General features: G+C 42.4%; 15 protein-coding genes. 2 read left to right on the top strand and 13 right to left on the bottom strand.

Annotated elements, in window-relative coordinates; translation table 11 throughout:
- The 9 genes from PG086_RS00435 to PG086_RS00395 form a co-directional block, all read right to left on the bottom strand.
- On the bottom strand, positions 1 to 807 hold the full coding sequence (locus PG086_RS00435) for a metal ABC transporter permease (RefSeq protein ID WP_000950023.1): 807 nt from the start codon (positions 805 to 807) through the stop codon (positions 1 to 3).
- Complete coding sequence (locus PG086_RS00430; RefSeq protein WP_001269483.1) at positions 800 to 1,504, bottom strand: metal ABC transporter ATP-binding protein; 705 nt, start codon at positions 1,502 to 1,504, stop codon at positions 800 to 802. The genes PG086_RS00435 and PG086_RS00430 overlap by 8 nt, the downstream gene beginning before the upstream one ends.
- Positions 1,504 to 1,944 (bottom strand): zinc-dependent transcriptional regulator AdcR, encoded by a 441-nt coding sequence (adcR, locus tag PG086_RS00425; protein ID WP_001249328.1) that lies wholly within the window; start codon positions 1,942 to 1,944, stop codon positions 1,504 to 1,506. Before adcR ends, PG086_RS00430 begins: the two co-directional genes overlap by 1 nt.
- 148 nt (positions 1,945 to 2,092) lie before the next feature.
- Positions 2,093 to 4,144, bottom strand: coding sequence for a cell surface ecto-5'-nucleotidase Nt5e (gene nt5e, locus PG086_RS00420; RefSeq protein ID WP_270747140.1), 2,052 nt, complete (start codon positions 4,142 to 4,144; stop codon positions 2,093 to 2,095).
- A gap of 141 nt (positions 4,145 to 4,285) precedes the next feature.
- The gene (gene dltD / locus PG086_RS00415) at positions 4,286 to 5,554 is read right to left on the bottom strand and encodes a D-alanyl-lipoteichoic acid biosynthesis protein DltD (protein WP_270747138.1); all 1,269 of its coding nucleotides are present in this window, start codon (positions 5,552 to 5,554) and stop codon (positions 4,286 to 4,288) included.
- The gene (gene dltC / locus PG086_RS00410; protein ID WP_000351968.1) at positions 5,547 to 5,786 is read right to left on the bottom strand and encodes a D-alanine--poly(phosphoribitol) ligase subunit DltC; all 240 of its coding nucleotides are present in this window, start codon (positions 5,784 to 5,786) and stop codon (positions 5,547 to 5,549) included. Before dltC ends, dltD begins: the two co-directional genes overlap by 8 nt.
- A 13-nt stretch (positions 5,787 to 5,799) precedes the next feature.
- Complete coding sequence (dltB, locus tag PG086_RS00405) at positions 5,800 to 7,044, bottom strand: D-alanyl-lipoteichoic acid biosynthesis protein DltB (RefSeq protein ID WP_270747137.1); 1,245 nt, start codon at positions 7,042 to 7,044, stop codon at positions 5,800 to 5,802.
- Positions 7,041 to 8,591, bottom strand: coding sequence for a D-alanine--poly(phosphoribitol) ligase subunit DltA (gene dltA / locus PG086_RS00400; protein WP_270747136.1), 1,551 nt, complete (start codon positions 8,589 to 8,591; stop codon positions 7,041 to 7,043). The genes dltB and dltA overlap by 4 nt, the downstream gene beginning before the upstream one ends.
- Positions 8,592 to 8,611: 20 nt before the next feature.
- Entirely contained in the window at positions 8,612 to 8,743 is a 132-nt protein-coding gene (locus PG086_RS00395; protein WP_270747134.1) for a teichoic acid D-Ala incorporation-associated protein DltX, read from the bottom strand.
- A 286-nt stretch (positions 8,744 to 9,029) separates the two neighbouring features.
- On the opposite strand from PG086_RS00395, the gene hslO reads away from it, so the two are divergent.
- Complete coding sequence (gene hslO / locus PG086_RS00390) at positions 9,030 to 9,902, top strand: Hsp33 family molecular chaperone HslO (protein WP_248025533.1); 873 nt, start codon at positions 9,030 to 9,032, stop codon at positions 9,900 to 9,902.
- On the top strand, positions 9,889 to 10,869 hold the full coding sequence (gene dusB / locus PG086_RS00385; protein ID WP_033584726.1) for a tRNA dihydrouridine synthase DusB: 981 nt from the start codon (positions 9,889 to 9,891) through the stop codon (positions 10,867 to 10,869). The genes hslO and dusB overlap by 14 nt, the downstream gene beginning before the upstream one ends.
- A 55-nt stretch (positions 10,870 to 10,924) precedes the next feature.
- Here the strand turns inward: dusB and PG086_RS00380 are convergent, their stop codons facing one another.
- The 4 genes from PG086_RS00380 to pnuC all read right to left on the bottom strand — a co-directional run bounded on the left by PG086_RS00380 (position 10,925) and on the right by pnuC (position 14,269).
- Complete coding sequence (locus PG086_RS00380) at positions 10,925 to 11,611, bottom strand: DUF1275 family protein (protein ID WP_009729598.1); 687 nt, start codon at positions 11,609 to 11,611, stop codon at positions 10,925 to 10,927.
- 126 nt (positions 11,612 to 11,737) lie between these two features.
- On the bottom strand, positions 11,738 to 12,421 hold the full coding sequence (locus PG086_RS00375) for a hypothetical protein (protein WP_270747129.1): 684 nt from the start codon (positions 12,419 to 12,421) through the stop codon (positions 11,738 to 11,740).
- Between the two features lie 293 nt (positions 12,422 to 12,714).
- Positions 12,715 to 13,488 carry an NUDIX domain-containing protein gene (locus tag PG086_RS00370; RefSeq protein WP_096421483.1) on the bottom strand — a complete coding sequence of 258 codons (774 nt, stop codon included), beginning with the start codon at positions 13,486 to 13,488 and terminating at the stop codon, positions 12,715 to 12,717.
- Between the two features lies 1 nt (position 13,489).
- Entirely contained in the window at positions 13,490 to 14,269 is a 780-nt protein-coding gene (pnuC, locus tag PG086_RS00365) for a nicotinamide riboside transporter PnuC (RefSeq protein ID WP_084918029.1), read from the bottom strand.
- Positions 14,270 to 14,278: the final 9 nt, after the last annotated feature.

Genomic DNA, 14,278 nt, shown 5'->3' with positions numbered 1-14,278 from the left:
CTATTTGATAAAACGTTTCAGTAGACTGACTAACAAAAAGACAGCTACAAAGATAATGGTGATACTAGCGCTGGCAGGTGTTTCCGCATAGTAGGAAATATAGAGACCTGCCACCATTCCCAAAAAGCCAATAGCGCTGGCTAGTAACATAACGGATTTGAAGTTTTTCCCCAGACGAAGGGCAATGCTAGCTGGCAAGACCATAATGGTCGACACCAGAAGAGCTCCCGCAGCTGGAATCATAAGGGCAATGGCCACCCCTGTCACCATGTTAAAGAGGATAGACATGGTACGAACTGGCAAGCCATCCACAAAGGCCGTGTCCTCATCAAAAGTCAGGATATACATTGGTCGCAAGAATAAGAAAGTCAAGAGTAAAACGACCGCAGCAATGGCAAAGAGGAAAATCACCTGCTCCTGGCTAATGGTCACAATCGACCCAAAGAGATATTGGTCCAAACTCATTGAGCTCGAACTTTTACCCTTACTCATCACGATAAGAGACACTGCAAGACCTGTTGACATGAGGATGGCAGTCCCGATTTCCATAAAGTTCTTATAGACTGTCCGAAGATACTCTAGAAAGACCGCAGCGATCAAGACAATAGCAATGGTTGAAATAGTTGGAGAAATCCCCAAAACCAGACCAAAGGCTACTCCTGATAGAGAAACGTGACTGAGGGTATCGCTCATGAGACTCTGACGACGTAAGATAAGGAAGGTCCCAAGAACTGGAGAAAAGAGACTCATGGCAATGACCGCCAAGAAGGCACGCTGCATAAAGTCATAGGATAACAAACTAAGCATGTTCCACCTCCTGGTCGCTTTCGTGAACGTTGAAACAACGCCATGGCGAATCTTGATTGCGCACTAGATGAATATTGCGATCCGCATAGTCCTTGACCTCCTCAGGGTCATGGGTAATCATCAAAACAGCCTTGCCATGATGGTGAGCACTATGGTGCATGAGTTCGTAAAATTCATTTTTGCTTCCTGCATCCATCCCTGTCGTCGGCTCATCCAAGACAAAAATATCTGGGTCAGAAGCAAACATCCGGGCAATCACTGCTCGTTGCTTTTGCCCTCCCGAAAGGGAACCAATTCGTTTGTCACGGTGTTCCCACATACCAACTGAGTCTAGACTGGCCTTGATATGCTCCTCATCGTGGGCATTCAAACGACGGAACCAGCCCTTTCGCGGATAGCGACCCGACTTGACAAATTCATAAACTGTGCTTGGAAATCCTGCATTAAAACTAGCAATTTGCTGCGGGAGATAAGCTATCCTAAGCTTTTTCCCATGAGTATTTGTCTTTGAGATGGTTACCTTGCCAAATCTTGGCTGCAGGATACCTAGACTAGCCTTGATAAGCGTCGTCTTGGCAGCTCCATTTTCACCAGTCAGGGTGACAAACTCCCCACTATCAACACTGTAGTTGATATGTTCGAGGACAGGTTCCTTGTCATAATAGAAAGACAAGTCCTCTACTGTAATATACCGCATTATTTGATTTCTCCTACTAAAGCAGTTAAAAACCGCTGGATAACTTCTTGTTCATTTGGAGTAAACTGACTTGCCACTTGTTCATAGGCTAAGAGCGTGTGTTCATGATGATGGTGGTGTTCCTCTGCCACTGGTCGAGCTAGCTCTGTCAGTTGGTAAAAAATCACACGCGCATCTTTTGGATCTCTGGATGTCTCTAACATGCCCTCTTTGACCAAAGATTTGATAGCCTTGGTCACTGCCGCCTGACTGACATTAAGGCGACGGGCCAACTCCGAGTTGGTTAGGGATTCTTCTGACAAGAGCATGAGGATGTGTTCCTGAGTATTGGTCAAGGCAACGTCACTCGTGCAATGCCCGATCAGAATTTCATGCTGGTTCTCAGATCTCAAGATCACCTCGTTTAAAAAGTTATCGATTTCCTGTGCAAGCTGTCTCATGTGTTACTCCTTCCCTAGCTATCTTTTCCATAAAAAACTTAGATAGCCACCGATTCTTTACTGGTTAATTATATCATAAACCAAAAAAGAGTCAAGGGAAAAAGGCGTAAAAACGTTTCCCTAGACTCTTCTAGATGTGAAATTTAACCTATTTTAGCTTTGGTTTTCTGCTCGATAAGATACCTGCCAGACCAGCTACCATTCCCATCAAGAGTAAGAAGATGGATTGTTCACTTCCTGTATTTGGGAGAGCTTTTTCTGAGACAACTGCCTTCTTGCTAAATTGACCTGCCACCTCATAAGTCAATGGCACATTTGTAGTCGCATCGTTAGCAGCCGCATTCGTTTGAGGCGTTTCTACTGGCAGACTAAAGTTTTTAGAATCCACAGAAATCGTCCGTGAGTTCGGATTGATCTTTTCATACTGAGTCAAATCAGCTGTTTTCAGATACTCTTCAAAGGCCGCATCCATAGAAGGACCCTCTTCTCGCGCGCCACCTAACATAGTGTAGCCATCGCCACCCGCAGCTAGAAAATCATTAGTTGCAAGATAGTAGGTTTTTGCGAGGTCTAGGAGATCATAACGACCAGTTGTGCGGTTTTTAACCTGAATAGCCAAGACACGTTTACCTGATGGTAGGTTGGTATCATAGTAGACCTTCACACCCGAAACTTGCAAGAAGCCACCACTTGGCTCTAACAATGGTTGGCCGTTCTCATCCAAGACCTTCTTGCCATCCTTATCGACCTGCAAGATAGATCCGAGTGACTTTTCAAACATATCCAATACTTGTTGCCCCGTCACTTGGATTTGTGAGATGGTATTTCCAAATGGAAGAACCGCAATGACATTGCCTTTCGTAATCCGTTTGCCTTTTGCAATAGTTTCACGCAAGCCACCACCATTTGTCACAGCGATGTCAGTCGGATGGCTAAATCCTGTCTGACCATACTGATAGAGAGAATCTGCTACAACGTTTCCGAGGTTGGTTTCACGAACCCGAACGTTTTCACGATCTCCATTGAGTTCTACAGGGCTGTTTGAAACGACTTCAACAGCATTTTTAGCATCGTATTTTTGTTTAATATCTTTGACTAGTTTTTCAACTGTTGGATTAGCTGGTAATTTTTTAGCATCAGCAGCCGGAATCTGAGTTGGATTGCCCAAAAGCTGACGTGATTTGTAGGTGATTTTCCCTACATTATGAAGGTAGCTTCCTGTCTGGTTATAGGTAACATTGTCTCCATAAGTCGTTGATTCTACTGTATGAGAGTGACCGTCGATTACTGTTACGCGTTTCCCTTTCAAACGAGGATTTTTAGACAAGGCTTCTGCCAAAGTTGAACCACGCCATTCGACTGGGGTTGTGGTATCCACACCCAAGTGAGCCAGCACAACATAGTGTTTGTAGTCCTTACCTTCTGCACGAGCCTTGGCTTGAACTTCTTCGATGACCTTATTGACTTCAGAGATTGGATCTGTAAAAGTTACCCCTTTGACATTTTTAGGGTGAGTTTTGGTAGCTGTTTCAGGTGTTGTCACGCCGATTACAACAAACTCATCACCTTCCACAGTCTTATCTTTATCAACGATTGTAGAAGCTTCAAAAAGACGAGCTCCATTGACATAAGTATTTGAGCTAAGTAATGGGAATTTCAAGATTTCCTTGTATTTTTTAACTTCATCAAGACCAAAGTCAAACTCATGGTTTCCTACTGCCATGGCATCATACTGCATCTGATTGAGAATTTCAGCACGCGCTTCACCCTTAGTAGAGTTGGAAATCGGCAAACCTTGGAAGGCGTCTCCCGCATCTACGACGAGAGTCGTTTGATTTGATTTCGCACGTTCCTGCTCGATGACAGTCGCTAACTTGGCATCTCCAATTACTCCCTTTTCCTCTACAATACGACCATGGACATCATTGGTGTGTAAGATAACGGTGTCCTTTTCTTCGCTTTTAGTAGATTCAGCAGGAGCTGACGGAGTTTCTGCAGGTGCAACCGCTTCTGAAGTTGCTGAAGTTTCCGGTACCGCAGGGCTCTCAACAGGAGCTGGAGTCGCCGACGTAGCTGGAGTCGCTACAACAGCTGAACTTTCTGCAGGAGTTGTTGCTTCCTCAGCGTAGACTTGTCCAGCTAAGAAGGCTGGAGCTAACAGGGCTGTCGACAAGACAGGTAACAAAGAACGTTTGTTCATTTTAAAATCCTTTTCTTTTCGTTTTTCCTTTATATTATACGATATTTCTAGAAAATTTGAAACCTTTGACTTATTTTCATCTAAAACATTCGCTATTTAAACAAAAAAGCTTGGGTTCAAATCCCAAACTTTTAGCTCATTTTATTGGAAATCTTTGATCTTCCCATCATAGGTCGCCCAGTCCTTGCTAAAGAAGCGGTCATTCATCTTGTAGTCTGGAGCTGGTTTCGGATCCGTCAAGAAAGGATTGACAACCTTATCAAAAGCCAGCCAACCCAACCATCCTAGATGAATGGTATCCTTAACAAAATATGGATCCCCTCCATTTTTTGAAAAATCAGCAATATTGGTAAAACCCTGACTTTCTAATTGGTAACGAATTTTCTCCACTGCATGCTGGTACATCTCTTCGCTGAGCCCTGTGTACTCCATCCACTTCTTGTTAACCGGCTGAATGACAAAGAGCACATTGACATTCGACTTAGCAAATTGATTGAGGACCAGCTGCAAATCATTGTACTCAGAGGACTTGAGGAAGTTGTAATTTTTTTGATACCCTTCCCATTTTTTTAAATCCTTTTGAATCTCTCTCGTATAGAAATGATTTTCCATCCCCATATCGTTATTGGTCGTATTTGCTTCTGCGTCCTTACGAACAATTTTTTCTAACTCATCATAAGAAAATTGATCCGGAAGATCCTTTAAATAGTTCTCCACGTGTTCCTTGTACTTGAGTTTTCCTCGAATGGAGAATTGTCCAAAGAGAGCGGATTGCTTTTCATTGAATCGCGCAAAAATATCAATAGCAACCTGATCAACCTCTGATAATTCTTCACCCTTTGACAGTTTTTGAACAATGCCTTTTAATGCAACATTAGGATTCTGCTTTAACAATCGAATAGCCGCATGCTTTGCAGCAATATCACCAGATTGATTTTCCAAAAAAGCTGTCAATTGGTCACTGTTAAAAAATCTCTGAAACGCTGCGGGTTCATAATCTGTCTCCGTAAACCACTGAGGCGAAATCACAAATACAGCCTGCTTATTCTCTATTTCTGGCAAAATTTGCTGTAGACCAAAATATTGATTGAGAGAGGCTGCTCCTGCTTGACCTAGAAAGTAAGGACGATAGGGACGATGGTATTTTTCCGCTAAAACAGCTGGATGGACACTATCAAATCGAATCCATTCACTGGACCCTAGAAAAGGAATAAAACGCATATTTGGATCCGTAAGAGCCCTTACTTTTTGGCTTCTCTCTTTAAAACTCTCTATACTAACAGAAGCCGCTGAGTACTTCTCCTCCGTCAGATTATGACTTGTTGTACTTGGATAAAAAAAGATGAGTAAAAGAATCAAAAGGCCAGCAATGAAGATAGGACCGAAGATCAGCCACAAGCGTTTAAGCATTCTTCAACTCCGTGATACCTGCTACGATTTTATTAGCCGTATTCCAGTCATCGCGACCGAACTCCGTCACTGGAACACGAATGTCAAAACGGTTTTCAATCTCAACGATCAATTCAACCGTTCCCATGCTATCCAAAACACCAGCATCAAAAAGATCTTCATCCATCATGTCAGAAACATCTTCCATAAACAACTCATCAATAATTTCAATAACTTCTGATTTGATATCCATTTTTCATATCCTTTTATTTTTTAAACCATAAATCATTCAAAAATCCAGAAAAGATTAAGAATGAAACCATTACGACATGGAAGGTGACAACCATGCCAAGCAACTGAATCCAGCGATTCTCAGGTAAGGAACCCTTCCCAGCTTTTTTCCGTTCTTTATTAAGCGCTTTTTTCTTACGAACCCAAGCATCATTGATAACCAGTCCAATCCCATGAAAAAGTCCATAGGCGATGTAATACCAAGTCACACCATGCCAAAACCCCATAATCAGCATATTGAGGATATAAGCTACACTTGAGGTCACATTGCGATTTTTAAAGATCTTCTTTCTGGTCATGACCATAACCATCCGCATAAAGACAAAGTCACGAAACCAGAAAGACAGACTCATGTGCCAGCGATTCCAAAACTCCTTTAAATCCCTTGACAAAAAGGGCTTGTTAAAGTTGATAGGACTATGAATCCCCATCAAATTGGAGATGGCTAAGGCAAACATAGAGTAGCCCGCAAAGTCAAAGAACAAGTCTAGACCAAAGGTATACATCACCGCCAGAGCATAATGATTAAAGAAACCACCTGTCTGTAAGGCCAAATTTTTCAGTGGAGGCAGTAATATCTCTCCTAAAACATGGGCCAAGATAAACTTGTAAAGGAAGCCAAGCATGATATACTTGACAGCCTCTTCTAGCATGTCCATCAACTCATCCCGTTCAGGAATGGTCTCATAATTTTCATTGAAGCGTTTAAAACGATCAATGGGACCACTCGAGAAAGTCGGCATAAAGAGAAGAAAACGCAAGAATTGCCAGACGGTTAAATCCTTGATGACACCGTCTCTCAGTTCAACGATAATCCCAACTGCACGAAAGGTCAAGTAAGAAATCCCTAAAAATCCAAACAAAGATTGAGATCCATGAATAGCAGGAGATACTTTCACAAAGACGATTGGCAATAGAGATAAAAAGCTAACCAGATAAAATATCCATTTACTATCCCGTTGTTTCCTGTACCTTTTGTAGAAAGATACAAGCAACACTTGCCAGATAACATAAAGGATAAGAGCACTTATTTGATTCGTCTTTCCACCGACCAACATGGTGACGATAAAGAAGAGACTAACGAGCACCTCATACCAGGCAAAACGTTTCTTGAAAAAGAGACCAATGAAGATAGGTAAAGTCGCAACAATTACGTATAAAAAGTACTGAAGGTCACCATAAGGTTCCAAATGAGGTAGCTGTTTATAAAGCTCCATCATCTACTGTTTACCTCGTTAATCAAGCCCTTGATATCAATTTTACCATTAGGCGTTAGCGGCAAACTATCTCGATAAAGAAACTTAGACGGCATCATATAAGACATCATGATATCTGCTAGGTCTTCTTTGATAGCCTTGGTAATATCGATATCACGTTCAAACTGTTCACGAACACCGTCCTTTAGGATGACATAGGCCAATAGATTTTGTACCTTGTGGTCCTTGTTATAACGTGGGACAGCAACAGCCGACTCGATATAGCGAGACTTGTTGAGGTTTTGAGAGACATCTTCAAGCTCAATGCGATAGCCATTAAACTTAATTTGGAAGTCCATGCGTCCGCCATAGAGAAGCAAGCCCTCCTCTGTCATGGTTCCTACATCCCCTGTGTGGTAGGCTGGAAGACCTTCGAACTCAAAGAAAGCTTCTGCCGTTTTTTCAGGATTATTCATATAGCCTTTTGAAACAGCTGGCCCAGAAACGATGATTTCTCCTTGCTCACCATTTGGAACTTTCTTACCTTCATCATCAATGATAAAGGTTGGAGAATCAGCCTTAGTATAGCCGATTGGCAGGCGTTTGAGAGTCGCCAACATCTCATCAGTGACGGCAACTGCTGACAAAGCTACCGTCGCTTCTGTTGGTCCGTAGGCATTGATAATACGGGCATTTGGGAATCGCTCGCGTAGTTTTTGAGCTGTTTTGACTGTCAATTCTTCACCATCAAAGTAGAAATGCGTGATTCCTGGCATTTTCTCACTGTTAAAGTCTTCTGACAACATGGCCATATCTGCAAAGGATGGTGTTGAGGTCCAGATAGCAATGGGCAAGGAAAAAATCGTCGCAAAGAGTTTTTTGAAGTCCTGAGTAATGGCTGAAGGAAGAGCAAAAAGCGTACCACCCAGTGCTAAGGTTGGCGCCCAGTACATGACAGATAGGTCAAAAGAATAAGGGGGCTGAGCCAGCATTTGTGGACGATTTGGCGTCGCAAATTCCTTATCTGTAATCATCCAGTTGGTAAAGCTGAGAAGATTATCATGGGAAATCTGCACTCCCTTAGGCTTACCAGTCGTACCAGAAGTAAAGATGATGTAGTAGTTGTCATCTCCCTTGACTGGATGGGGCATCTCGTAGCTGGAAGCTTGAGCAAAAGCTTCATGGACTTGCTCTAAATTCAGCATCGGTGTGATAGTTTGCTCTAATGGAAAATCTGAGATGGCAATAATCAAACTTGGCTCTGCAACTTCTACGATAGCAGAAACTCGTTCCAAGGCCGAATGGCTATCAATTGGGATGTAGGCATGACCTGACTTAGTTAGCGCTACAAAGGTAGCCAACATCTCATATTCCTGACCACCAAAAACGACGACTGGAGATTTCTCAGGCAAGTCAAGTCGATCGATAGCTGCAGCTAAACTATCTGAATCAGCCTTCAGATCACCATAAGTATGCTCTTGACCTAAAACATTATAGACAGGATATGTTGGTTGTATTTGAGCAAAGTGCTCAATCGTTTCAATCATATCTTTTATCGGTTTATTAGACACTGTTCCTTTTCTCCTTTAAACTAGAACTCATTATAAATAAAGCCACCTTGTCCCTGCCCAAGGTAACTAAAAAAATAAAGCAGGCCAAGCAAGATTACAAAATATAGGGCCGTTCGGCCTGAGAATATATGTAGATTTCGTTGTTTTTTCATAAGCTATCCATTAATATATCATTTCTATCGACTACAAATACGAACTATTAGTGATTTATCTTCCTAACATTTTACCACTTTATCAACCTTTTTTTCAACTGTTTACCATAACTTAAAAGTTCGTTTTAGGTTATTTTAAGATAAATTAAAATGTTAACAGTAAATGTGAACAAAAATTTCCATTTCTATAAATCTCCTATACCAATCATTAGAAATTAAACAGTTTAAAGAATGACAGCAAACACACGGCTCCCCCTTTGAGCATTTTTATGCTAAAATAGAAGGTATGGATAAGATTATTAAAACTATATCAGAAAGCGGAGCCTTTCGTGCTTTTGTTCTTGACAGCACGGAAACCGTCCGCACTGCTCAAGAAAAACATCAAACTCAAGCCAGTTCAACTGTCGCACTTGGCCGTACCCTTATCGCCAGCCAGATTCTCGCAGCCAATGAAAAAGGAAATACCAAGATTACTGTAAAAGTTCTTGGAACGAGCTCTCTCGGTGCCATCATCACGGTCGCAGATACAAAGGGCAACGTCAAAGGCTATGTGCAAAATCCCGGTGTAGATATCAAAAAAACTGCAACTGGTGAAGTTCTAGTCGGACCTTTTGTCGGCAATGGTCAATTTCTCGTTATCACAGACTATGGTACTGGAAATCCTTACAACTCTATGACTCCTCTCATCTCTGGAGAAATCGGTGAAGACCTGGCCTTTTATCTGACTGAAAGCCAACAAACCCCTTCAGCAGTCGGCCTCAATGTCCTTTTGGACGAGGAAGACAAGGTCAAGGTTGCTGGTGGCTTTTTGCTCCAAGTATTGCCAAATGCCAAAGAGGAAGAAATCGCACGTTTTGAAAAACGAATCCAAGAGATGCCAGCTATCTCAACCCTTCTGGAAAGCGATGACCATATCGAAGCCCTCCTCAAGGCTATCTACGGTGACGAATCCTACAAACGACTTTCCGAAGAAGAAATCCGTTTCCAATGTGACTGCAGTAAAGAACGCTTCATGGATGCTCTTGCCAGCCTTCCAAGCTCAGACTTAGAGGAAATGAAAGAGGAAGACCACGGGGCCGAAATCACTTGTCAATTCTGCCAAACGACTTATAACTTTGATGAAAACGACCTGGAGGAACTCATTCGTGACAAATCTTAATACACCCTTTATGATTGGCAATGTTGAGATTCCCAATCGTACCGTTTTAGCGCCTATGGCTGGCGTGACCAACTCAGCCTTTCGTACCATCGCAAAAGAGCTCGGAGCTGGACTCGTTGTCATGGAAATGGTCTCTGACAAGGGAATCCAATACAACAATGAAAAAACCTTGCATATGCTTCACATCGATGAAGGCGAAAATCCCGTTTCTATCCAACTCTTTGGTAGTGATGAAGACAGCCTCGCACGCGCAGCAGAATTCATCCAAGAAAACACCAAGACCGATATCGTCGATATCAACATGGGCTGCCCAGTTAACAAAATCGTGAAGAACGAAGCCGGTGCTATGTGGCTCAAGGATCCAGACAAGATCTACTCTATTATCAACAAGGTCCAATCTGTCCTTGATATCCCCCTAACTGTCAAAATGCGCACCGGCTGGTCTGACCCTTCCCTAGCAGTTGAGAATGCTCTCGCCGCTGAGGCTGCTGGTGTCTCTGCCCTTGCTATGCACGGCCGTACCCGTGAGCAAATGTATACTGGTCACGCTGATCTTGAGACCCTTCACAAGGTTGCTCAAGCTTTAACCAAGATTCCATTTATCGCCAACGGTGACATCCGTACAGTTCAAGATGCTAAACAACGCATCGAAGAAATTGGTGCTGACGCAGTTATGATTGGCCGAGCAGCCATGGGAAATCCCTACCTCTTCAATCAAATCAACCACTACTTTGAAACAGGAGAAATCCTTCCTGATTTGACCTTTGAAGATAAGATGAAAATCGCCTACGAACACTTAAAACGCTTAATTAACCTCAAAGGAGAAAAAATTGCAGTCCGTGAATTCCGTGGCCTCGCTCCTCACTACCTTCGTGGTACATCTGGTGCAGCCAAGCTTCGTGGAGCCATTTCACAAGCTAGTACTCTTGCAGAAATTGAGGCCCTCTTGCAACTAGACAAAGCATAGTCTCACATCTACAACTCACAAAAACGGCAAAGCTCAAAAATGAGTCTTGCCGTTTTTATATGTTTTCATCTTGTAAATCTAATTGCTTCACTCTAGCTATATAGTAGGACATAATCAAAAACAAATTAAGGCTGACAATCCATATAGACCATTCATGAAGAAAATGCATCAATACAGCCAAGCTGATTGCGCCCACTATAAAACTTCCCACAACAATCCCATAATTTAAGGCCTGACGACAGTATTCTTGGATATTTCCTTCTCTTCTAGCAATGCGATACAAAGCAGTCAACATCTTTCGGTAATTTCCAGACGTCATAAAAATGACATAGGGATGATCTTCAATCAAACTGCCCGTAAATGTTAGCATCATCATTCCTGTTCCAAAAGCGATGAAAGGAACTTCTAATAGAGGAAATCGTGAAAAGAAAGGTAGAATAAGAGTTCCAATAAATAAAGGAAGCAGCATCTTAACCCGCCAGTAGGCCGTTTTACGGTATTCTTTCATGTGCAATGCAAACAGAAATCCTAGAGAAAAGAAAATAATGGAGCAGAATCGTAGCATCGTATTGATAACATTTGAGTCGTGCCAATCAGATATCAGTAGGAGAATGTTCCCTGTCTGTGTCGCTACTAAACTATGGTACTGAATATGGCAAAACACATCCAAAGAACCACCTACAAATCCAAGAAATACTCCCATCAATCGTGTGTTTTGAGGTAAGATTAATTTATCCGCCATGTATTATCACTCGTTTTCCTTTGATTTTTTTATTATACCACTTTCTCTTGGAGAAACTAAGTGAAAAACAGTTGACTCACTCTTTTACAGAACGATTTCTAGTAAGAGTTAAAACATCAAATTTTATTATTGAATCAAGGCAACGCTTGAAACTTTACCATCCGCACCTGTTGTAATTTGGATGATTTTTCCTCCTCCGATTTTAGCATTATACTTGCCATCATCAAGAGTGTAAGAGTAGCCTCTAATAGAGTAGTTTTCTTTATTTCCTTCTGCAGTTTCTACTGTAAATTGGCCCCCTGATGAAACCGTAATAGTTTCGCCATTCGCTCCCTTCCAGTTGCCTGCAGCTGCTGAGAAATCACCATCGACCATGGTTAAAACACCCTTGTAGCGTTTGTTGTGTTCAGCTTGCTTGTCTTGAAGTTTGCGGTCAGTTGTTGGATCATAGCCTGACTGGTTAGACTGGGCTTGAGAGCCTTGCTGAGTTGAAGGTGCCTGAGATGGAGCTTGCTGACTAGGGGCTGCTTGTTCTTGTCTTGATTCAGGCGCTGGTTTCGCTTGTGACTGATCCGCCGCTGTAGAAGACTGACCAGAAGATGCCTGGGCCTTTTCAGATGAAGCTGAGCTTGAAGATTTTTGAGTCTTGCTTTCTTTGCTAGAAGAAGCTGCTTTAGAGCTTGATGATTGACTTGTCTTGGCAGAGCTACTGGTTTGAGCGGTTTCGTTTTTATTTCCACAAGCTCCCAGTAGCAAGGTAGAAGCCAATACAGTCGCTGCCATCAATTTGATATAGGTTTTCTTTTTCATTTTTCTACTCCTTTGTAACATTTTTGAAATGTTAAGAAATCTTTTTGTAATATAATTGTAACATTGGGCTTTGAATCTGTCAACTATTTAGAGAACCTATTTTAAAAATTGTTCCCTCCACTATTTCAATTCGTAATTGAAACGAAAAAATAGAAAAATTTCCTAGATTAGAGTCCTATTTTTTGCATCGTACTTATATAATCGCTTGCATTGTTCTATAATAAAAACAGTCGCAACAGAAAAGCAATCTAATAATAGTAAACAAGGAGGTCGGGATTTTGGTCCCGACCTCTTTATTTCAATCGATAGGTTTTTCTTGGCTTCTTTTTAGGTACTCGTTTGAGCCCGACTTCTTCTACATATTCTCCGTATTTTACGAGAAAGTTATTGCTGACGATGGGGCGACCTGGGTTGATAAGATTGACCAGTTCAGTCCCCTCGTAGACAGTGAACTCCTCCTCCAGCAGGTAGAGGAAGGTCGGATTCCAGTCGAGACGGCCTTGGATTCGTTTGATAGATTCTTGGATAATGGCATAATGGTCAAAGGCGAAGGCTTGCTCGTCCAGCTCCACTCCCTCTAGGAAGCATTTGCCTGTCTGGAAATCGACATCTACGAAAACGACATCCTTAGCATCGTCACCTGCCTGAACGAGGTCTAAGGCACGACTAGGTAGGTACACCAAGTGGGCAATGGTCACTGTCCAGCCCCGCGGATCACGCCCGGGAGTCGATACGGTCATCAATTGCTCGATTTTTTCCAAAGGTAGATCGAGATTGACTTCTTCTCTCACTTCGCGCTGACAGGCATGTGCAGCATCTTCTCCCTTGTCCATAAAGCCTCCAACTAAGGCCAAACAGTTCTGATAAGGGTGAGCCTTGCGACGAATCAGCAGGAGTTTGATCTTTCCTTCGACAAAGCAGTAGGCTACCATATCCACTGTCACACTTGGTTTTTCATATTGAGGGAGTTCCTGCTTGTAGTACCAGTCTAAAAACTCCTCCTGACTGGCATGAATTTCAAAATATTCTTTTTCCATCATCCCTGATGGAATCTTTATGTCTGCCATCTTATGCCTCCTTTCGAACTGCCTTGGTCCATTGGTACCATCCCACTAGACTGTTCAGTGTGTAAACCCAGTACATCCCTTGAATGTGGATATTTTCACCCCACCAGAGGTAGATACTAAAGAGATTAGTTGCAATCCAGAAAATCCATTGCTCACGGTAGAGACGTGTCATCAAGAGCTGACCAACACCATTGGTCGCATCGGTAACACTATCACGGAAAGGGCGAGCGCTATGGATACTTTGGTAAGCCAAGCCCATACCAATCCAGATAATGGCAGTCAAGGCTAAGTACTTGAGCCAGTCAAGAACAGATAATTTCTTAGCTTCAAAGTGGGATTCTTCTGGTTTTTCCTGTTCATTGATACGATTGGACAGCCAAGCATAGAGACCAATCGGCTGCATGACAAAGAAGTAAACCGTCGTCAAGACTTCGCCATAAAAAGTCGCATTCATGGCCAAGATCAAGTAGATTGCTGAGTTAATGGCCCCAAAGAGATAATTGCTTGCACGCCCTTCTGCTACCAAGATAACACAGACAATCCCAGTCCAGGATGCAAATAAGCTAAGCCAGTCATGGCTTTCCGTATTTTGTGTAAACTCCAAGATCAAGGGAACACTTGACAGGGCGATGAGATACAACCACTGGAAAAGGCTACGGCCGACAAAGAGATCTTTCCATAGTAAGCGCATGATTCCTGCAAAACCAATCTTGCGGGCTTCGGCATGGACATTTTTAAAGTTTTCGATAAATTGTGTGATTTTTTCAGTTAGTTTTTTCATATTTTTCTC

This window comes from Streptococcus halitosis, assembly GCF_027691175.1.
GTDB lineage: Bacteria > Bacillota > Bacilli > Lactobacillales > Streptococcaceae > Streptococcus > Streptococcus halitosis_A.
This window is presented reverse-complemented; position numbering and strand designations above follow the sequence as displayed.